Origin of the sequence: Bacteroides thetaiotaomicron VPI-5482 (assembly GCF_000011065.1) — a bacterium.
Classification (GTDB): domain Bacteria; phylum Bacteroidota; class Bacteroidia; order Bacteroidales; family Bacteroidaceae; genus Bacteroides; species Bacteroides thetaiotaomicron.
In genome coordinates this window covers 3,838,071-3,859,935 of sequence record NC_004663.1, presented here as the reverse complement: position 1 = coordinate 3,859,935, position 21,865 = coordinate 3,838,071, and the positions used below count along the sequence as shown (strand labels likewise).

The window sequence follows — 21,865 nt, the reverse complement described above, 5'->3', positions numbered from 1 at the left end:
AGAATTTAATCATGAAAAAAATAATAAGCATCTTATTTATAATATGCAGTCTCTTTTCTTCTATGGCATACGCTCAGGGAGGGTTGACATATTCCGGTACTGTCATCGGTGAAGATGGATTTGAACTTATAGGCGTGAGTGTTGCTGTAAAAGGAACCTCCATTGGTGTAATTACTGATCTGGATGGAAAGTTCCGTTTAAACAATATTCCTCCCAAGTCTACCATTGTTTTCTCTTATGTAGGTTTTGAGAATAAAGAAGTTAAAATAACAGAGTCTAAAGAGCGTGAGACTATTGTCTTGAAACAAAGTATCAGTAGTTTGGATGAAGTAGTGGTAGTAGGTCGTGGTTCTCAGCGTAAAGTTTCTGTTGTAGGAGCTATTACTTCTGTTGATCCGGCACAGTTGCAGGTTCCCGCCACTTCTGTATCCAATATGCTTCAAGGTCGTGTGCCGGGTATCATTGGTGTGACTCGTAGTGGTGAGCCGGGCAATAACTTCTCTGAGTTCTGGGTACGCGGTATCAGTACATTTGGTGCAAACGCTTCAGCATTGATTTTGATTGACGGTGTGGAAGGAGACTTGAATACACTTGACCCTGCCGATATTGAAAGTTTCTCAGTTTTGAAAGATGCTTCGGCAACTGCCGTATATGGTGTGCGTGGTGCCAATGGCGTAGTAATTGTAACTACCAAGAGAGGTAAAGCCGGTAAGTTAACTGTTAACTTCAAGACAAATGCCACATATTCCTATTCTCCCCGCATGCCGGAGTATGTAGATGCAGTGGGCTATGCAAACCTTGCTAATGAAGCACGTGTTGTCAGAGGTAAGAATCCGATTTATACTAATTCTGAAATCCAACTGTTCCGTTCCGGTCTCGATCCGGATCTTTATCCGAATGTGAATTGGAGAGATGTGATTCTGAATGACTATGTGATTGACAATCAACATCACCTGAGTCTTTCTGGTGGTGGTACCAATGCACGTTATTATGTAAGTATGGGTATCATGAACCAAGGAGCTGTTTTCAAACAAGATAAGTCGGTAAGTAAACATAATACTAATGTGGATTACCATCAATATAATTTCAGAGCGAACGTAGACGCCAATATGACTAAAACAACTCTACTCTCTTTGAATATGGAAACGATTATCACTAAACGTAATTCTCCGGGATATGGTGATAATAACAATGCATTATGGTCGGCGCAAGCTAATCTTCCGGCAACAATCGTTCCGGTGAAATACTCCAATGGTACTCTTCCATCATTTGGTAGAAACTCGGATGAGGTTTCTCCTTATGTACAGTTGAACTATACAGGGTATAAGATCAGTGAAACACAGGCCACCCGTATGAATGCCAGTCTGAATCAGAAGTTGGATTTCATCACAAAAGGATTGTCTGCAAGAGGCGTATTCTCATTTAACTATACCGGCTACTTTGACCAGTATCGTACCAAGACTCCGGACTTATATTACGCCACAGGAAGAAAGCAGAATGGAGCATTGATCTCTAAACGTACATCGAGTGCTACTGATATGACTTACAGCGATTATCGCCGCATTGCCCGTCAGTATTATTTTGAAGGAAATATCAATTACGAAAGAATCTTTGGCGAAGACCATCGTGTGACCGGATTACTTAATGCCTACCGTCAGGAAAATAAAGACTCTTATCTGAATAATGATGATGACGACACCACATTGGATGAAAGAATTCGTTCCATTCCTAAACGTTATCAGGCTATTTCTGCTCGTGCTACTTATTCTTATAAGGATACTTATATGTTTGAATTCAATGTAGGATATACCGGTTCCGAGCAATTCAAGAAAGGCAACCGCTACGGGTGGTTCCCGGCAGTAGCTTTGGGATGGGTGCCTACTCAGTATGAATGGACGCGTGAAAAACTTCCGTTCCTCGATTTCTTCAAACTCAGAGCTTCTTTGGGTAAAGTAGGTAATGACCGTATCAAGAAAATCCGCTTCCCGTACCTTTCTACTGTGTCTACCGATTATAGCTCAGTAACATGGCCTGGTAGCACCGTTGGCGAGAGCCGCGTAGGTGCCAATGACTTGAACTGGGAAGAGACAACCAAAATGGATATTGGTGTAGACCTGAAAATGTTTAATGACAAAGTGGAACTGACTGCCGACATCTTTAAGGATAAAAACAAAGGTATCTTCCAGCAACGTGCCAACATTCCTGAAGAAGCAGGTTTTGTAACCAATCCGTATACCAACATCGGTGGAATGGAATCATGGGGATTTGATGGAAACATAACGTTCAACCATAATTTCACCAAAGATTTTGGAATGACAGTTCGTGGCAACTGGACATTCGCCCGCAATAACGTAACCTATTGGGAGCAATCAGGCGTAGTATATCCTTATCAGTCTTTTGTAGACGTTCCTTATGGAGTGCAACGCGGTTTGATATCTTTAGGTTTGTTCAAAGATCAGGCAGATATTGAAAGTAGTCCTGTTCAAACCTATTCTTCTGATGTGCGTCCAGGTGACATTAAGTATAAAGATGTCAATGGTGATGGTGTTATCAATGATGATGATATTGTACCGTTATCCTATTCGAATACTCCGACTCTTCAGTATGGTTTTGCTGCTGAATTCAGATACAAACAGTTTACTGCCAGCATTTTCTTTGAAGGTGTAGGTAAAGTGCAATATTTCTATGGGGGGTCAGGATACTATCCGTTTGCTTGGGAAACGCGAGGCAATGTACTTAACATTGTAGCTGATCAAAAGAATCGCTGGACACCGAGAGAATATTCCGGTGACGCTAGTACGGAAAATCCGAACGCGCGTTTCCCGCGTCTGACTTATGGTGAGAATAAGAACAATAACCGCCCATCTACCTTTTGGTTGGCAGATGGCCGCTATTTCAGATTGAAAAATATCGAGTTGTCTTATAGATTCACCAGCGCATGGTTGCGAGATAAGATTAGTGTACAGAACGCTACCTTGAGCCTTGTAGGCGAAAACCTGCACGTATGGGATAAGGTGAAACTTTGGGACCCGGAGCAGGCATCGTCAAACGGTGCCGTGTATCCTCTGCAACGGAAATTCACCCTTCAGCTTAATGTGACGTTTTAATCCCGTTTCAATTGTAACATTATCATAAATCGTATAATTATGAATTTCAGAAAAATATATTGCATAGCCGCTATGGCACTGATGTGTTGCACAGGAAGTATGTTTACCTCCTGTGACGACTACCTGGATGTAGACTCATACTTCGATGAGATTTTTGAGCTAGACTCTGTATTTAAACGTAAGGAATATCTGGAAGAATATATCAATGGTGCCGGAAAGTTATTACCTAATGAAGGAGACTTGTGGACCAATGCTTGGTCGCCTTATCAGGGAGCTTCGGACGAGAACTTTACATCATGGAATGACTCCCGTCATAAAGCTATCCAGCTGATGGTGGACGAAGTGACTCCACAGAGTGATTTCTATAATAACTATGGTACTTGGTATAAAGGTATTCGTAAAGCCAACCTCGTCTTGGAAAGAATCAATGAATGTGAGGATATTACTACGAGCGATTTGCGTGACTTTATGGGACGTTGTTATTTCTTGAGAGCTTATTTCTATTATAAACTGGTAGAGGCTTACGGACCTGTGCCCATTGTGCCTGAGATGGCTTATGATGTGGATGCCAGTGCGGAAAGCATGTCATTGGAAAGAGAGACATACGAGAATTGTATTAACTATATCTGCGAGAATTTCGAGAAAGCATACGAATATCTTCCTTCCAGCCGTACGTCTACCCTAGTCAATCTGCCTACTTCGGGAGCGGCATTGGCATTGATGGGAAGAGTAAGACTGATCGAAGCAAGTCCTTGGTACAACGGAAATGAGTTTTATGCTGATTGGAAGCGTTCGGACGGTACCAACTTTATGCCTCAAGTCAAAGACGAATCCAAATGGGGAACAGCCGCTCTTCTTGCCAAACGTTTGATTAAGGGTTCGGAAGCTGGTAGCTTTAAATATAAGCTGCACACTGTTGAGAGAAAACTAGACACAAAACCGCTACCGGAGAATGTGCCTGACGAAAACTATCCTAATGGAGCGGGAGGTATAGATGCGCTTCGTTCTTATGCTTTTATGTTCAATGGTGAAACTCCGGCTTATAATAATGACGAGTTTATTTATATGTGCGGCTACTCTAGTACAGCTGGCGACTCTCCGGCATGGATTGCTACTCCTACGAGCCTGGGTGGTGGTAATGGGTTGAATATTACTTATGCGACTGTGAAAGCTTTCCGTATGGAAGACGGTAGCGACATCAATAACTCACCACTTTATCCCACAAATTACTGGGAAGCCATTGGTGGTAGTTCACAGTCTTTCTCTGACTATACACTTCCGTCCGATGCTGCTAAGATGTTTGATAAGATGGAAATGCGTTTCTATGCCAGCGTAGGTTTTAACCATTGCTACTGGAGCGGACTTTCTTACATCGGAACCGAAGGTAATCAGACTAAGCAGACAGTTACTTACTATGCTAATGGTACTGCTGCACCGTCGTCCGATCATCCTGAAGATTATAACCACACTGGTTTTACCTGCAAGAAGTACATTCATTATGTAGAGGATCAGCTGAAAGGTATGATGAAGTCGAAAACTTTCCCGATCATGCGTTATGCAGAGGTGCTGCTCAACTATGTGGAAGCATTGAATGAGTTGGGAAGTAATACATATACCGACGAAGAGAATGGGATTACAGTGAGCCGTGATGTAGACGAGATGGTGAAATACTTTAATATGGTTCGCTATAGAGCCGGTTTGCCGGGCATTACAGCGGATGATGCAAGGGATGTGACTACGATGCGGGATTTGATTAAGCGTGAAAGACGGGTGGAGTTTTTCTGTGAAGGCAGACGTTATCACGATTTGCGTAGATGGGGAGATGCAATCGATGCATACAATGAGCCTGTAACAGGTATGAACATTGCTGCACGTAGCACAGACCGTAAAGCATTCCATACGGAAACAGTGATCAATAATACTCGTTCGCATCGTGTATTCTCTTATAAAGATTACTTCCTGCCTATCCCTCGTACAACGATGGATAAGAACCCGAAACTGGTTCAGAATCCGGGATGGTAATTTTGCACACGAAGTACAGAATTAATAATTAAGTAAAAAACGTTTGTTATGAATATCAATAAAATACTATATCCGATACTTTTGTTATTGGTCGTTTTAAGTAGCTGTGATTATGAAAGCCCGCTTGATAAGGAGCAATATAAGAAGACACTCTATCTGATCGGCGCTTCCAGCAATCTTGTGACTAAAGAACTTGCTTATAGCAGTGAAGTGCAGGAAGGATTCATTACAGTGGGTGTAAGTGGCTCTCTTTTGATTGACGGGAATGTGGATGTGACTCTGGAAAGCCATAACAGTGTAATTGACTGGTATAATAAAAAGTTCAAGTTCCTTGCGACTGATATCAAATATCAGGGACTTGCTACCAGTGCTTTTGAGGTACCTTCTTATACTACTACATTGAAAGCCGGCGAAACTTATGCGAGAGTTCCCTTTAAAGTTAAAACAGAAGGTCTGGAGTGCGATTCGCTCTATGCGATAACTTTCAAGATTGCTTCTTCTTCTGCCGGTTATGAGATCAACCAGAAGGACTCGGCACTTATTGTATCCTTCAATCTGGTAAATAAATACTCAGGTAATTACATCTTCAAAGCTCTTCGGCACGAACTGGATAGTAATGATGAAATAGTTGCATCCACTTCTATTACTATAGTCAGAACATTGAAAGCTACAGAAGAAAATGCAGTGCGTTTCTATAACGAGCAACAGGCAGAAACAACTGCCAATATCAAGAAACATGCTGTTGTACTGAAAGTTGATGCTGGTAACAATGTCACTATCTCGGCATGGGAGGACTTTGACTTGATTGATGGTACATGTACTTATAATCAGAACTCGAAAGTCTTTAATGTAGATTATAAGTATACTGCGGATGGCAAGACTTATCAGATGGTGGGTACGTTTACCTATCAGGATGAAGATGCAGGTAGCAACTAAATGAGCTTATAAATCTGGTAACTGAATTAGGTTATCAGCAAGGTAGAAAAAGGTGTTGCTTTAAGTCGATGAAATAATAACTGGCAGGTTTAAGGAATTCTTAAACCTGCCAGTTTGTTTTTATTCAGCCTTATAATTTGTGACATTGCAAGATTTGTGGTAGTTTTTGGTCGTTTTGTATTCCCTAAAGTTAGCCGTAATCACGTATTTTTGTACTATCACTTTAAAAATTATAAAAAACAAATTTCACGATGAACTATAAATTACTGTCAGTCGCCTTAGCTTTTTTATATATAGGTATGGTAGGCGGATGTTCCCAACCCGCCCCCGACCTGCGTTATCAGATTGAAGTGGACAAACCTCTGCAGACAATGGAACACTTCGGCGCTTCCGATGCCTGGAGTATGCATATCCTTGGCTTGTGGCCGCAGGAGAAACAAAACCAGATAGCCGACTGGCTTTTCAGCACAGAGAACGATGCGAATGGAAAACCGAAAGGAATCGGCTTGTCTCTGTGGCGTTTCAACGTCGGGGCGGGCAGTACGGAACAAGGGGAAGCCAGTCAGATCGGTTCTTCGTGGATGCGTACCGAATGTTTTCTGCAAGCCGACGGAACCTACGACTGGAACAAGCAACAGGGGCAACGCAACTTTCTGAAACTGGCAAAAGAACGGGGCGTCACTAAATTCCTCGCATTTCTGAATTCCCCTCCCGTATATTATACTCAGAACGGTCTGGCTACCAATACCGGTCGTGGAGGAACCGCCAATCTGAAGCCGGAATGTTACGAGAAATATGCCCGTTTCCTGGCCGATGTAGTAGAAGGAATAGAGAAGCACGACGGAATAAAGTTCAACTATATCTGTCCTTTCAACGAACCGGACGGGCATTGGAACTGGGTAGGACCGAAGCAGGAAGGCTCTCCGGCAACCAATCGGGAAGTAGCCCGGACCGTCCGTTTGCTGAGCCGGGAGTTTGTGAACCGGAAAATGGATACACAGATTATGGTGAACGAGTCTTCGGACTATCGCTGTATGCTCCGTACCCATCAGACGGACTGGCAGCGTGGCTATCAGATTCAGGCTTTCTTCTGCCCGGACAGTGTGGATACGTATTTGGGTGATACGCCCAATGTGCCCCGACTGATGCTTGGTCATAGTTACTGGACAACGACTCCTCTGAGTGAACTGCGTGCCATGCGCTGCCAACTGCGTGAAGCTCTGGATAAATACAACGTCGGCTTCTGGCAGTCAGAAACCTGTATCATGGGGAATGACGAAGAGATAGGCGGCGGTCACGGCTTCGACCGTACGATGAAGACAGCACTTTACGTTGCCCGTATCATCCATCATGACATCGTATATGCGGGAGCGAAGAGCTGGCAGTGGTGGCGTGCCATCGGCGGCGATTATAAAGACGGGCTGATTCGGGAATACACGAATGATGACTTGAAGGATGGTCGGGTAGAAGACTCCAAACTCATGTGGGCTTTGGGTAATTATAGTCGCTTCATCCGTCCGGGAGCTGTCCGCCTGTCGGTTTCTGCTTTCGATCAAGCGGGGAATTTAATCCCCGGAGGCGATACGGACCAAAAAGGACTGATGTGTTCTGCTTATCAAAATGCGGACGGCTCATACGCTGTTGTTCTCATTAACTATGCGCAGGAAGACAAAGAGTTTTCAATCAATAAGATAAATGGCAAGAAAACTCGATGGCAGGTGTATCGCACTTCGGATGTAGAAGGAGAAGATCTGCTACCCGTTGAGAAAGTGAAGAGTGGAAGAACAGTCCGGATTCCGGCACGTTCGATTATAACTTTATTGAATCAATCGCTTTAATATAAGAGTCAATTATGGGTTTGTCCGGTCGAATAAAAGGCCGGTATGTCGCCTTTTTCTTTTTTAAAGTATTACATTTGTACGCCCGTCCATTGCTAACCAAGGCAATGGACGGGCGCAATGCATAAAAAAGGAGGCATTTCATGGACAATAGAGGTAATATTGTCATTTATCAGACAAAAGACGGGAAAACGTCGATTGATGTGAAGTTGGAGGATGAAACAGTGTGGCTGACTCAGGCTCAAATGGCAGAATTGTTCCAAACGGACAGAACTTCAATAGTGAAGCATGTTAATAACATCTATAAGTCGGAAGAATTGGTGAAGGATTCAACATGTGCAAAAATTGCACATGTTCAGATAGAGGACATCTCTCATTGCTTTTCTTGTTCTGATGCAGCATCTCTCACCCTTATTGAAGCCATATTTTTCTGTCTTTCCCTTATTTTACGGTGTCTTCTACTTCCGGCTTACCATAATACCCCGGCATCGGAACATAAACCGGACTCTGACGAGTATTGATATTCTGCAACTTCTTTTCTTCTTTCAGCCGTTTGATATGTCGGGCGGCAGTGGTAAGCGTAAGTTTGCAAAGTCCTTGAAAGTCCGAGCGGGTCAGTATTTGGTTATTACTGAAATACGCGGTCAGCAGTCTGTCTATCTCTTCGTTGGAGCGTGGCACTGAGTGTAACTTCAGTTTACTGCGTTCCACTTTGACGACACTCACCGAACTTCTCAGTTTTTTATCCGCCTTGAAGCCGATGTTTGCTTTGAGTTTCATTTGGTTTGCTTTCAGCTTGGGCGAGGTGATCGGTTCCAGACTGTTCAGCTTTACCTGAAAGTAGCCGATGCCGTCGAGGTGAACACGTTCCCCTTCCCGGAGGCGTGATCCCATAAAGTGGCTCAGTGATTCGAGGACCGCTTTTACATCTCCTTCGGTCAGCGAAGTCGCTTGTTGTATTTCTTTGGCGAGATAGTCGGTGTCGATATGCTGAAAGTTGACTACCCGTGCGTGGTAGAGTTCCTTGTCTTCTTCGTCCTTCCGGGCAGGAGACTTGTAGAGTTCAAATTGTATTGCCATGATACTGTTTATTGTATTTTATTTCTTTTTCTTCTTCTTTGTTTCGGCTGTCAGTTTCTTGATACTGTCAAAATATGCCTCTTCTACAGGCGACAGGGTTTTGACATGATATTTTCGGTATTCGCCCAGAGCTTTTTGTTTGGCTTGTTCGTGAGAGATCGTGCCTGCGTTCTGCAAAACTTGCTCTCCGGTGGTCGATAAGATGAGGTCCAGGTGATGTATATAGTCCGACATATACATGGGCGAACGTTTGATAGCTTGTATTTCTGCGAAGTCGAAGTATCCGGAAACCAGGTTGTTCAATATCTTCAGTTCCTTTTCATTGAGATAGTTTTTAGCTATCAGCACATCTTCTTTCCGGGGTTGTTCGCCGGGAAATGTGGCCAGTCCCATAAATGGCTTTTCTGCATCCGCTCGTTCGAAGATCACTTCTGCTGCTGTGTGGCCGTGGGCGGCATAGTGTAACTTATTCTGCACGATTTTGAAAAACCGGATGGATTCGTCTGCCTTTGGGTCATAGTCTACACTGGTGGCATACAAGTCGAGAACCTGCCGGTAGAGTACTTTTTCAGATGAACGGATATCGCGTATACGGTTGAGTAGTTCGTACCAGTAACCGCCGCCGCCTATTTCTTTCAGACGTTGGTCGTCCATGGCGAAACCTTTGATCAGATATTCTTTCAGACGTTCGGTAGCCCAGCGGCGGAAGTGGGTGGCAACTCGTGATTTTACTCTATATCCCAATGATATGATCATATCAAGATTATAGAAAGGTATACTTCTTTCTACCTTTCTTGTGCCTTCTATTCGAACCTGTCGGAATATCTGACAGGTTGAATTTTCCTCTAATTCACCTTCTTCAAAGATGTGCTTTATATGTTCAACTATGTTAGTACGGGAAGTTTGGAATAGTTCACTCATTTGTTGTTGTGACAGCCAAACGTTCTCATTCTCCAAACGGACTTCAAGTTGTGTCCTTCCGTCTTCTGTCCGGTATATGATGATTTCACCGTTGTTTTTCTCTATTTCGTCCATTGCTTTACATCGTTATAACATATTCGTCGTTTCTTGTTTGTTATAAAGATATAGCTACCTTTGATCTGCAAAACTAATCATTAGTTTCCGGACTTGGACAGAACTCGGGTTATATAGTGATTGTCTGCTTGCTGTCAAGCGTTCATACATAAGTTATCCTGCCTTTATCTTTGGTTTATGATGCCTGCATTGTTGGATGAAGGTGCTTGCATCATTAGTTGTTCACGGCCGTGGTAAGCGTTGCTCACGTCCGTGAAGAGCGTTGATCACGGCCGTGGTAAGAGCTGCTCACGGTCGTGAACAACTAGCTATATCAGTAGCAAAGATAAACTATAATAGGGAGATAAACAAAGTATTCCTGCTTCTTTTGGGTATTCGTGCAGCTTGTTCTTTGTGCAGAGGCAATAAGAAAGGGAAATCATTCTTGTATCTCGTGCGATGAAGGAACATAGTCTGTTGGTTGTAGACGGTTTTGTTCATCTCCCTTCTATTTACTCATTTTACTTCCTTAATGGTATTCTTATTAGGAAAATATGCCTATATTTGTGGCGTATCTTCTAAACAAAGATATGTTTTATTGATTTGGAGATAACGTTTTTATTATCTGCTTTGAGAAATCTGGTAAATTTTGCGTCTGCAGATAATAGGCGGTCAGTCTCCACGTTCATTTCGTATATAAATTTGTTATATACTTCTAATGGGCGTGGAGCTATTGCTTATTATTCAGACGCGGGCTTACCAGAGCCTCTCATGGGGTAATATAGTAATAGTTTCCGCGCCTTCTTCATGAAGGTATGCGAATACACAAACAAATAAAAAATAGTAGTGATGAATGATTCTACTTGTCCCCGTCCCTGCCTGATGAAGCTTGATTTACAAAGCTCCACCAATAAACTTGCCTTTTTGAAAGACAACTGGCCCAGCTTTGGACAGATTGAAAGTATCGACCGATTATCGGAAACAGAATTACGATGTACCCTTTGCCTGTTGGATGTGGTGCTGGCTGCTTTGGCTAAAGATGAATGTTTCTGTCCGAATCGGGAAATCATTCGTTTGGTATTGACACGTACCTATGTGCAGAATAGGTGTGAGCTATGCGAGACAGAAGAAATACGTTCGAAGTTGATGAAGGGCTTTTGTACATGGGAAAAGAAGAACGGATTGAGCAGGAAGAACGAAATCCGGAGAAGAGGAATTTCTGTTTTTTATGGTGCCATACTGCGCATGCTATCGAAAGTAAACGGGAAACAAGAGTAGACGGGATTTGCCCGAAGATAAAAGGTGCTTGAAGTGAAAGATTCTTGAGGTGAAAGATGAAAGATCGGGTGATAGATTGAAAGATCATCTTTCATCATCGGAAGCCCCGATGAATAAGGAGTTTGGCGACCAATGGTGAAAGATGACAGATGAAAGTTTGTTTTTTCGTCAGGAGGTGATTGCGTTTATTCTACTACTATCTGCTTATCCTTATACTGGAAGTGTGCAATGCCTAAATCATTCAGTACATTCAGTAGAGTCTTTATCGGAACATTCCGGCTGAAGCGGAAATGGACTCGTTTGTGTAAAAGGTCTGCAGAATGGCAGATGACGCTGATATTATACCAGGTTCCTATATTTTGCAGTACGGTTATCATTTCGGTGTTGTCATAATAAAACTCGTCTTTGGTCCATCCTTCTTTTTCAGTCTGCGTGGCTTTCGTCAGACGGATGTCACCGCTAGTGGTCAATGTGGCGCATTGTCCGGGTACTATTTCTTTCTCAAGGGGAGAGGCTGCTTTGCCGACCTTTACTCGTCCTTGATACAGGGTGACGGCGGGGGCATTGCCGGGATAGGCATTTACGTCGAATACGGTGCCCAGCACTTGTGTCTGCATTTTATCGGCGGAGACGATGAAGGGGCGGTGGGCGTCTTTGGTCACTTCGAAGCGTGCTTCTCCGGTGAGGTTTACGGTGCGGTTTCCCTGAGAGGAAAACTCTTTGGGGTATTCCAGACGGCTGTTTGCACTTAAAAGGACGTGACTTCCGTCCTCCAATGTGAGGCGGGTGGTCGTGGCGGGCGGGGTAGATACGATGATTCTGCCGTTCTCTTCGATAGTGGTAATTTGTTCCGGTGCATGGAGGGCGGTGAAGATTTCGATGTTCTGCTGGATGCCGTCCTTGCCTGTGATGTGCCAAGGGGACCAAAGTAACAATAACAGGGCAATGGCTGCTGCCACACCACCGGATAAACAGATGCGGAGATAAAGTTTGCGCTTCTGCTGTGCCTGCCGTTGCAGGAATGTGGTCCATTCTTCCCGGACTTCGTCCGGCAGAGGCAGATCACCCAACGCTTCACCAAAGGCATTTTGCAGACGGCGTGTTTCTGCGTTTTCGGAGAATGGGGTACGGTCGTCTGTTGTCAGTTCACAATGGTCGCTGTCTGCTGTCAGTCCGTAGCCGGAACCTTCTTCTTCTTTGCTGGTACGTTTTTCTTTTTCTTCCATAGCGTATCCTCCTTCTTTATTCTTTCATGGCTTCGCGTAGTGTACGCAATGCTTTGGATATATGTTTTTTTACCGTGTCGGGACTGATGCCGAGTTGTTGGGCGACTTCCCGATAGGTGAGATGTTCGTAATAGCATAGCCGCAGGATGGTGCAAGTCGGTTCCGGCAGGCTTCGGGCTATCGTTTCCGCTTTCTGCAACAGTGCTTCGTGTTCCCGATAGTTACTTTTTACATCGGCCAGCGTTGCTTCGTAGAGTGCTTTCGCATTGTCCCGTTCCACTTGCAGATGCTTCATCCGGTTGAGGCAGGTGTTGCGGACTGCTGTATAAATCCAGCCTCCGCGGTCGGCCTCGTCCAATTGGTCGAAGTGTTTCCAAGCCTGCTCCATCACTTCGCTTACGATGTCCCGTGCTTCCTCTCCGTCGCCCATCAGTTGTGAGGCATAACGGACCATTCGCGGGTACATTTCCGTAAACATTTGCCCGAAGGCTTCTCGTTTTGTCTGGTTTTTATGGAACAGGAACATTCTTTATCTGGATTCTGAAGCTGCAAAAATAGTACTTTTCCCCGAGTTCGACTAAAAAATCAGTAGTAACTTTAATGTGTTCACCTACCACCTCCCCCTACGGGTACTCCTCCTTCCCGAAGGAGGAGATTGGGAATACTATTGACTTTTTAGTCAGCCTCTCTTGTGATGGAACCGACTTGTTGGTCATCTTTGTGAAACCGGGAATTACAAACGTGACTTTTCGCTTGCTCCGGCTCCGGTTCCTTTATATTTGCTCTTCGTGGCGTTGAACTGATAGCTCAGCCGGATGCCGAAACGCTGCTGATCGGTATAATCACGGTTGGAACTGAAGGTACGGTCGCCATAGATGGTGAAGTATCTGTAGCCGGTGTGAAAGATGTCTTTCGCGGTTACCGATACTTTCAGCGCCTGGTCTTTCAGGAATGATTTGGTCAGTTGGGCATCTACTCTTCCTTCGGTTTTCCAGATGGCGTAACTTTGTTTGGCGCCGGGCGCCAGTTCTCCTTTGATGTTGAAGAACCAACCTTTAGGGAAACTGAAGTTGTTATCAAAAATGAAATAGAATCGCGGTTCATTCCAGTTTTGGGTAATGCCTATGGAGGTTGCGTGAGAGTTGAACCAGTCAATACCGGTGGTGAACTGAGGCTGCCATATGCCGATCTTTGGCGAAAGGACGATGCTGCCTCCGTATCGGTTGGAATGCGGAATGCTTGCTCTGCCGAACAGCAATACACCGGGATGGTTGATGTCGTCATACGGTCGGGTGTAGCTGGTGTACATATTCCAGCAATGGTCGTAGTTGAGGCTGAAGTTGATCCATTTCCATCCGGCATCAAAGAAAGTCGCACGATGTATCTGAGGAACGAGAAACGGGTCTCCGCTCTGGTAGGAGTACTTGTTCTGATAGGTGACGGCGCTGGTGAGCATGTCATAACTGGGACTGTATTTCAGCGTCCGGTGAGAAAGGGCGAAGAACCAGTTGCCGGAGGTGTATCTGATGCTGACTACCGGTATCCAGTCGCGATAGGTGGGGCTTTGGTCGTCTTGGTGAATCCCTTTCTCGTAGTAATCTGTTTGTTGAAATTCATAGCGCAGTCCGGCAAGGATGTTGAACTTTCCCAATGGCAGGCTGTAGTCGATGAAGCCGGAGAGCATCGTTTGTTTGATGCGGTCGTCGGCATCGGCGGAGAAGCCGCTTTGGAGAAATACGTCGTGGCGGTTGGTGAATGTCTCTTCTGTGCCGAAACTGAGTTTGCCTTTCCAGAGTGGGGCGGTGAGCAGGAGCTTGGCGGCATAGAGGTGGTTGCGTACGCGGTTGCTCGAAGTGGCGTCTTCGGTTCCGTTGTTTTCGGCATATTGACGGATGCGGTCCCGGCCGTACAGGTAGTCGGCGTTGAAGTCGATGTTCCATTTGCCGAAAGTGCCGTTGTAGTATCCGTTGGCTGCCTGCCACCAGCCGGTGTGGGCATCTGTTTGGCGGAGAGCGTGCAGGTGGTCTACTTCTTTGCCATCTTGCAGGATGAGGGTGGTCCCTTCATTGGTAGTATGTGCATTGCCTATGTTCGTGCCGGGCATATAGCGCATACCGAATGACTGGTCTTCGTCGATTTCGTAGTTGAATCCCAGTTCGCCGTTGAAGGTGCGGTAGGTTTGTTTGCTTTTGTTTTCTGTCGATTGGTTCCAGTCGGACGAAGCATAAATGTCCTGGCTGGAGATGTTGGTTGTGTGATTGTTGATTTCCGCAAAGTCTCCTTTTACGAAAATATCCAGTCCGCCGGTACGGTAGTTCAGGGATATGCCTTCGTTGCCGATCGGTTCGTGTCCTTGCGAGTAGTCGGTGTAGAAACTGCCGCTCATTCCCTGTCCGCGTTTGCGGATGGTGCGCAGACGGATGACGGCGCCTACCGAAGAGCCATATTGTACGCCCGGTGTAGTGATGATTTCTGCCGATAGTATTTCATTGGCTTGCAGACGGTCCAGTTCGGTCTTGTCTCTGACTTTGCGGCCGTTGATATAGATTTCAGGAGTGCCTCTGCCCAGTACGGTAAATTCTCCGTCCGAGCCGGTGACAAAAGGGAGGTGGGAGATCATTTCTTTGGCCGATCCCATCAGTGAAAGGGGTGTTCCGGCTATATTGGCCTTCAGCGTTCCGCCTTTCCGTTCTATCAGCGGGCGGGAGGCGGTGACGACTACTTCTTTCAGTAACTCTGTGTCGGGTTGCAGGCGGATGGTGTTTTGTTGCCGGCAGGGGATGATTTGCGGGCGATATCCTATGTAGGTCGCTTTCAGCAGACAGTCTTCTCCCGCTACCGGGGGCAGATGGAAGGAGCCGTCTTCTTCGGTCACGCTTCCGGCAAGGAAACTGGAATCGGCGGCAAGGGCGAGAATGTTGACAAAGGGCAGGGGGGCTCCTTTTTCGTCATATACTTTGCCTTCTGTGGCGATGGCTTTGTCCGATTTCTTCCGCTGCACGACGAAATACTCTTCCCGTTCGATGCAAAGGAAGGGTTTGCCGGCCAGTACAAGGTCGATGGCTTCGCGTTCCGTCTTTTCGCGGATGCTGACGGTCACCCGATAACTTTCTGTTCCGTTGTAGGTGAAGAGGATGTTTTTTCCTCCTGCCTTTTCCAACTGCTTCAGTGCTTCGGGCAGGCTTTCGTTCTTTAGCTCTAGTGAAAATTTCTTGATGGCGGTCTGCGCCTGCAAAGGGGAAAGGGCAAAAAATAAACCGTATCCCATCAGTAACCAGCTGATTGCTGTCCAAGTAAAACCAAACTGTCGTATCATACTTCTGTTTTAATGATTTTACTTATACTACAACCAAGGTGTCTGATCGGGTACGGTTTATCCGTTTTATTTTTCGATGTTTATTTCAACTTCTTCTGATACTCTCCCGAACGGAAGATTTCCAATGCTTTCTGCACGCTTTCGTTCGTTGTATTCATGACGCGGAAATATTCGTTCATATCCCAGAGGTCACGGGCTATCAGTGCTTTGAGCTGTGTCTTGATCAGCGGAAGTGCCTTCTGATACTGCTCTTCGTTAAACTTCACCCCTTCTTTCTCACCCATTTCGCGGAGGGTGGCGAGCATATCGTCGTCAATAACAAACTTTTCGTTGAAGCTGTCGAACTTCTTATATTTATCGGCCAGTTCCTTGCGGTGGTCTTCGATGAATTTCATTGTGAATTTGATGATGACTCCTTTGCCGACCAGTTTCCGGTGATAGTCCGTGTAGAGTGTCGTATCAATCGGAACGAAGTAGTCCGGCATGATGCCACCTCCGCCGTAGACGGTACGTTTCAGTTTCTTGGTCTGCACTTTCAATGAGTCGGGGAAGTGGATGCTGTCGGCATTCATCAGTTCTCCGTGGTTGAAGCGGTCTATCAGGTCTTTATTGTAATCGGTCGAGCTGTCATAAGGCTTTTGGATGCAACGACCGGCAGGGGTGTAGTACCGTGCAATGGTCAGTCGGATCATGGAGCCGTCCGGCAGGTCGATAGGACGTTGCACCAGTCCTTTGCCGAAAGAACGTCGGCCTACGATGATACCTCTGTCCCAATCCTGCACTGCGCCGCTCACGATTTCGCTGGCGGAAGCGGTGTATTCGTCTACCAGTACGATGAGGCGGCCGTCACGGAACTCTCCGTTTCCTTTGGCGAAGAACTCGCTGCGCTGTGCGGTCCGGCCTTCGGTGTAAACAATCAGTTCCTTCTGTCCGAGGAATTCGTTGGCAAGGTCGATGGCGGCGTTCAGATATCCTCCGCCGTTGCCTTGCAGGTCGAGGATGAGGTCTTTCATGCCTTGCTTTTGCAGGTCTTTCATTGCTTTCTTAAATTCTTCGGCGGTGGTTGCGCCAAAGCGGTTGATGCGGATGTATCCGATCTTTGGCTGAATCATGTAGGAAGCGTCGAGACTCAGGATAGGTATCTTATCTCTTTTCACGGTGAACACGAGCGGGTCTTGTACTCCACGGCGGACGATGGTCAGGTTGACTTTCGAACCTTTCGGGCCACGCAGGCGCTTCATGATATCTTCCGTGCTCATTTTTACTCCTGCGATGGCGGAGTCGTTGACGGCAATGATGCGGTCGCCGGCAAGGATGCCCACTTTCTCGGAGGGGCCGTTGCTGACGGGTTGTACGACGAGCAGGGTGTCCTCGATCATCTGGAACTGTACGCCGATGCCTTCGAAGTTGCCTTGAAGCGGTTCGTTCATCTTCTTCACTTCTTCGGCATCCGAGTAAGTGGAGTGCGGGTCGAGCTGTGCCAGCATCTTGATGATAGCTTCTTCTACCAGTTTGTCTTCATCTACTTTGTCTACGTAGAAGTTGGAAATTGCGAATTCCGCCATTTGGAGTTTGCGCATGGCGGCAGAGCCGAAACTTTGGGCCTGTGCAGCAGACGTTGCCAACAGACAAACCAGGAGGGCGTATACTTTAATCTTCTTCATCATCATTAATTATTATTTCAAGTTTCGCAAGTTACCTTTGCGTTATCCAAACTATCTTCATTCCCCTGAGGCTGACTTTAAAGTCAGCCTCAATAGAGATACTACCGACTTTCAATTTATCTCCATTCCTTCGGGGATAAACTGGCTGATATCTTTGTTGTAAGTCAGCAGCTCGCGTACAATCGTTGAGCTGACGCAGGTCAGTTCCGGTTCTGTGAAGAGCAGGATGGTTTCGATGCCCGCCAGTTTGCGGTTAATGTCGGCAATCGTTTCCTCGTACTCGAAATCCTTGACCGTGCGGATGCCGCGAACGATGAATTGTGCTTCTACCTGTTGGGCAAAGTCTATCGTCAGACAGTCGTAAGACATCACTTTGATGCGGGGATTGTCCTTGTAGAGATTCCGGATCATTTCTTCTCTTTTCTCGATGGGGAAATAGGTATTCTTGTTTTCGTTGATACCGATCCCGATGATTATCTCGTCCATAAAGGTGAGTGCACGTTCCACTACCGAATAATGACCGATGGTGAAGGGGTCGAATGTACCCGGAAATATTGCTTTTCTCATGATGCCAAGTCTTCTTCTATAACCAGATTGTCTATAATAAAGTTCTGTCGTTCCATTGTATTCTTGCCCATGTAGAACTCCAGCAGTTCTTTTACGGCATCTGTCTTACGCAATGTCACTTGTTCCAGGCGCATATCCTTGCCGATAAAGTGCTTGAATTCGTCCGGTGATATTTCTCCCAGTCCCTTGAATCGGGTGATTTCCGGGTTGGGGCTTAGTTCGTTGATGGCGTTCACCCGTTCGTCCTCGCTGTAGCAGTACACCGTTTTCTTCTTGTTGCGCACGCGGAATAACGGCGTTTGCAGAATATATACGTGACCTTTCTTGATGAGGTCGGGGAAGAATTGCAGGAAGAACGTGATGAGCAGCAGACGGATGTGCATACCGTCCACATCGGCATCGGTGGCAACGATCACTTTGTTGTAACGGAGTCCTTCTATGCCGTCTTCTATATTTAACGCAGCTTGCAGCAGGTTGAACTCTTCGTTTTCGTAGACTACCTTTTTCGTCAGTCCGAACGAGTTCAGCGGTTTACCGCGAAGGCTGAATACTGCCTGAGTGTTTACGTCACGGCTTTTGGTGATGGAACCGCTCGCCGAGTCTCCCTCGGTGATGAAGATGCAGGAGTCTTCTTCCATTCCTTTCCCTTTCGGGTCGTTGAGGTGGATGCGGCAGTCGCGCAACTTGCGGTTGTGCAGGTTGGCCTTCTTGGCACGTTCGCGTGCCAGCTTCGTGACGCCTGCGATGGCTTTCCGTTCCTTTTCCGATTCCTGTATCTTTTGCTGCATTACTTCCGCTACGTCCGCGTTTTTGTGCAGGAAGTTGTCTACTTCCAACTTGATGAAGTCGCCTACGTATTTGTTGACTGTCACGCCGCCGGGAGTCATGTTGGTAGATCCCAGTTTCGTTTTGGTCTGGCTTTCGAAGATCGGCTCTTCCACATTGACGGCGATGGCGGCAACCAGTCCGTTACGGATGTCGGTATAGTCCATGTTCTTGTTGAAGAACTCTTTGATGGTACGGGCGATATGTTCTTTGAAAGCACTCTGATGGGTACCCCCCTGTGTGGTGTGCTGACCGTTGACGAAGGAGTAATACTCTTCTCCGTACTGTCCGGTGTGAGTGAAGGCGATTTCGATGTCTTCTCCTTTCAGGTGGACGATGGGATAGAGGCCGGTTGCCGTCATGTTGTCGTTCAGCAGGTCTACCAGACCGTTGCGCGACAGGATGCGGTGACCGTTGTAAATGATGGCGAGTCCCGTGTTGAGGTACGTATAGTTACGCAACATGGTCTCGATAAATTCGGGCTTGAAGCAGTAGTTGACGAACAGCGTATTGTCCGGTTCGAAGAAGATAAAGGTTCCGTTGTCCTCTTCGGTGTCCTGCGTCACGTCGGTCTGCAGGTTTCCTTTGGAGAATGTGGCGATACGCACTTTACCGTCACGGTAACTGCGTACTTCAAAACGAGAGCTCAATGCGTTGACGGCTTTCACACCGACACCGTTCAGTCCGACGCTTTTCTTAAATGCCTTGCTGTCGTATTTACCACCCGTGTTCAGTACGCTTACGGCTTCTACCAGCTTTCCCTGCGGGATGCCTCGTCCGTAGTCGCGTACGCTGACGCGGAGGTTCTCTTCAACGGTAATTTCGATTTTCTTACCGGCTTGCATTTTGAACTCGTCGATACTGTTGTCAATGACTTCTTTGAGGAGGACATAGATTCCGTCTTCGGCGTGCGCGCCATCGCCCAGCCTACCGATGTACATACCGGGGCGTGTGCGCACATGTTCCATGTCGCTCAGGTGGCGGATGTTGTCGTCAGTGTACTCTACTGCATTGTTGTTGTCTACAGATATCAATTCGTTCTCTTCCATAGCTGTTATTTAATCTCTTTGGTGAACGCACGGCGGCGCTTATGTTGCTTAGTCTCAAAGTAATCCCATTGTGCCTGGACTTTTCCGTTCAGTTCCAGTTCGGGGTTGCTTTCCGCAAAGATAAAACCTAATTTTTGATAAACCGGAATTAAATCGGAAAATAACAAAGCGTTAACACCTTTATTCTGGTACTCCGGTTTGACTGCTACAAGCAGCAGGTCAAGCATTTTGGCACGGCGTTTCATGAACAGTGCTTTCAGCAGATAGAACCATCCTAGAGGGAGCAGACGGCCGTGTGACTTTTGCAGGGCCTCGGCAAGAGACGGCATGGAGATGCCTACGCATACCAGCTTGTCGTCGGCGTCGGTAATGAGGGTAACCATCCGTAAGTCGAGAATCGGGAGATACATCTTTACGTACTGGTTGATTTGCCGTTGCGTCAGCGGGGAGTAGCCGTAGAGCGGGCTGTATGCTTCGTTCATCAGTTCGAAGATTTCCTGTCCGTAGTCTTTGGCTATTTTTCTTCCGGAGGTGTATTTCTTTATCTTCAGGTTGTATTTTCGTTGAATCAGTTCGGAGATACGCTTGTGCTTGTCGGGGATGGCATCGGGGATGTAGATTTTGTATTCCACCCAGTCGGCGTCTTTCTCGAAACCGAGTCTCTCCATGTGTACGGGGTAGTACGGGTGGTTGTAGATAGTAGCCATTGTGCTGAGTTGGTCGAATCCTTCGATCAGCATTCCTTCCGCATCGAAATCGGTGAATCCCAGAGGACCTGTGATGTGGGTCATGCCGCGCTCTTTTCCCCAGTCTTCGACGGTCTTGATGAGTGCGGATGATACTTCGGGGTCATCAATGAAATCTATCCATCCGAAACGGACGTTCTTGCATTCCCACTTTTCGTTGGCGCGGTTATTGATGATAGCGGCCACACGACCTACGATTTTGTCGTCCCGGTATGCCAGGAAGTAATCTGCTTCACAGAACTCGAATGCCGCATTCTTCTTTTTGTTGAATGTGTTGAGCATATCGTCGTAAAGGTCGGGCACGGAATATGGATTGCCCTTATACATCCTGTAATTAAAGCGAATAAACTTCTTAAGTTCTCTCTTTGTAGAGACTTTCTTGATTGTAATAGCCATATCTCGTATTTATGATTGAGGGGCAAAGATACGTGATAATCTTTAAATTACAACGCTACGGGTGGGAAAAACTGTACAGGGGGAGGCCCGATTCCGGAAAATAAAAAGGTAGTGAATCGTTGCTTGGACTGATATTTGGAGTACCTTTGTCAGAAATAACTATAACACAAATGGAACTGCAGATTATTCAGAATAAAATATATGAGATCAGAGGGCAGAAGGTGATGCTCGATTTCGATTTGGCGGAATTGTATGCAACAGAAACCCGCTTGTTAAAGCGTGCCGTAAGACGTAACATTGACCGTTTTCCTATTGACTTTATGTTTGAACTCTCGACAGAAGAGGCTAACTCTTTGTTATCCAGTAGGGTATCCCAAAATGGGACACCCCAGTATAACTTCAGTGCTTACAAGCCGTTTGCTTTTACCGAACAGGGTGTAGCCATGCTTTCAAGTGTCCTGCATTCGGAAGTAGCCATTAGGGTAAATATCAATATTATGCGTGCTTTTGTCAGTATCCGCCAATATGTATTGGCTAGTGAAGCCAAGAATGAAGAAATAGAAGAGCTGAAACAGCGCATACAAGAGTTGGAGAATCAAGGTTGCAAAGCTTTCGCAATGATCAATCAGATAGGTGAGGAAACATTGGAGGCAATCAACGACCTTAGCGAAGATACCCGCAAAGAATTGGACGGCATCTATTTAGCTTTATCGCAATTGGCTGATAAACAGAAACAAGTACCCCAGCATAAGAAACGTAAACCGATTGGTTTCGTTCATTATGATAAGGAAGAGTGAGAGG

The 21,865-nt window shown here is 46.1% G+C and carries 15 protein-coding genes; 6 read left to right on the top strand and 9 right to left on the bottom strand.

The features are described from left to right. Window positions 1-11 precede the first annotated feature (11 nt). The 4 genes from BT_RS15445 (at window position 12) to BT_RS15430 (ending at window position 7,903) form a co-directional block, all read left to right on the top strand. On the top strand, window positions 12-3,107 hold the full coding sequence (locus BT_RS15445) for a SusC/RagA family TonB-linked outer membrane protein (RefSeq protein ID WP_011108605.1): 3,096 nt from the start codon (window positions 12-14) through the stop codon (window positions 3,105-3,107). A gap of 39 nt (window positions 3,108-3,146) precedes the next feature. Then, window positions 3,147-5,129: a RagB/SusD family nutrient uptake outer membrane protein gene (locus tag BT_RS15440; protein ID WP_008767317.1), complete on the top strand. Its 1,983-nt coding sequence runs from the start codon at window positions 3,147-3,149 to the stop codon at window positions 5,127-5,129. A 48-nt stretch (window positions 5,130-5,177) separates the two neighbouring features. Further along, window positions 5,178-6,065, top strand: a complete 888-nt coding sequence (locus BT_RS15435) for a BT_3044 domain-containing protein (protein ID WP_008767316.1) — start codon at window positions 5,178-5,180, stop codon at window positions 6,063-6,065. A 251-nt stretch (window positions 6,066-6,316) separates the two neighbouring features. Next, a complete protein-coding gene (locus BT_RS15430; RefSeq protein ID WP_011108604.1) occupies window positions 6,317-7,903 on the top strand; it encodes a glycoside hydrolase family 30 protein in 1,587 nt (528 codons plus the stop codon). A gap of 441 nt (window positions 7,904-8,344) precedes the next feature. On the opposite strand, the gene BT_RS15425 is transcribed toward BT_RS15430, so the two are convergent. Together BT_RS15425 and BT_RS15420 are read right to left on the bottom strand one after the other, a co-directional pair. Then, window positions 8,345-8,983 carry an HU family DNA-binding protein gene (locus tag BT_RS15425; RefSeq protein ID WP_008761745.1) on the bottom strand — a complete coding sequence of 213 codons (639 nt, stop codon included), beginning with the start codon at window positions 8,981-8,983 and terminating at the stop codon, window positions 8,345-8,347. 18 nt (window positions 8,984-9,001) lie between these two features. Beyond that, window positions 9,002-10,018, bottom strand: coding sequence for a virulence RhuM family protein (locus BT_RS15420; RefSeq protein WP_011108603.1), 1,017 nt, complete (start codon window positions 10,016-10,018; stop codon window positions 9,002-9,004). Between the two features lie 828 nt (window positions 10,019-10,846). On the opposite strand from BT_RS15420, the gene BT_RS15415 reads away from it, so the two are divergent. Continuing rightward, window positions 10,847-11,275 carry a hypothetical protein gene (locus BT_RS15415; RefSeq protein ID WP_011108602.1) on the top strand — a complete coding sequence of 143 codons (429 nt, stop codon included), beginning with the start codon at window positions 10,847-10,849 and terminating at the stop codon, window positions 11,273-11,275. Window positions 11,276-11,460: 185 nt separating this feature from the next. Here BT_RS15415 and BT_RS15410 read toward each other — a convergent pair whose 3' ends face one another. The 7 genes from BT_RS15410 to BT_RS15380 all read right to left on the bottom strand — a co-directional run bounded on the left by BT_RS15410 (window position 11,461) and on the right by BT_RS15380 (window position 21,064). Next, entirely contained in the window at window positions 11,461-12,501 is a 1,041-nt protein-coding gene (locus tag BT_RS15410; RefSeq protein WP_011108601.1) for a FecR family protein, read from the bottom strand. A gap of 16 nt (window positions 12,502-12,517) precedes the next feature. Further along, on the bottom strand, window positions 12,518-13,027 hold the full coding sequence (locus tag BT_RS15405) for an RNA polymerase sigma-70 factor (RefSeq protein ID WP_008761748.1): 510 nt from the start codon (window positions 13,025-13,027) through the stop codon (window positions 12,518-12,520). 207 nt (window positions 13,028-13,234) lie between these two features. Then, on the bottom strand, window positions 13,235-15,817 hold the full coding sequence (locus tag BT_RS15400; protein WP_011108600.1) for an outer membrane beta-barrel family protein: 2,583 nt from the start codon (window positions 15,815-15,817) through the stop codon (window positions 13,235-13,237). 80 nt (window positions 15,818-15,897) lie between these two features. Further along, the gene (locus BT_RS15395; protein WP_162303090.1) at window positions 15,898-17,481 is read right to left on the bottom strand and encodes a S41 family peptidase; all 1,584 of its coding nucleotides are present in this window, start codon (window positions 17,479-17,481) and stop codon (window positions 15,898-15,900) included. A 111-nt stretch (window positions 17,482-17,592) separates the two neighbouring features. Beyond that, entirely contained in the window at window positions 17,593-18,048 is a 456-nt protein-coding gene (coaD, locus tag BT_RS15390; RefSeq protein WP_008761751.1) for a pantetheine-phosphate adenylyltransferase, read from the bottom strand. Then, window positions 18,045-19,922 (bottom strand): DNA topoisomerase IV subunit B, encoded by a 1,878-nt coding sequence (locus tag BT_RS15385; RefSeq protein WP_008761752.1) that lies wholly within the window; start codon window positions 19,920-19,922, stop codon window positions 18,045-18,047. The genes coaD and BT_RS15385 overlap by 4 nt, the downstream gene beginning before the upstream one ends. Window positions 19,923-19,927: 5 nt before the next feature. Further along, window positions 19,928-21,064, bottom strand: a complete 1,137-nt coding sequence (locus BT_RS15380; protein ID WP_008761753.1) for a GNAT family N-acetyltransferase — start codon at window positions 21,062-21,064, stop codon at window positions 19,928-19,930. Window positions 21,065-21,234: 170 nt separating this feature from the next. Between BT_RS15380 and BT_RS15375 the strand changes: the two genes are divergently transcribed. Further along, on the top strand, window positions 21,235-21,861 hold the full coding sequence (locus BT_RS15375) for an ORF6N domain-containing protein (RefSeq protein ID WP_011108598.1): 627 nt from the start codon (window positions 21,235-21,237) through the stop codon (window positions 21,859-21,861). The last annotated feature ends 4 nt before the right edge of the window (window positions 21,862-21,865 follow it).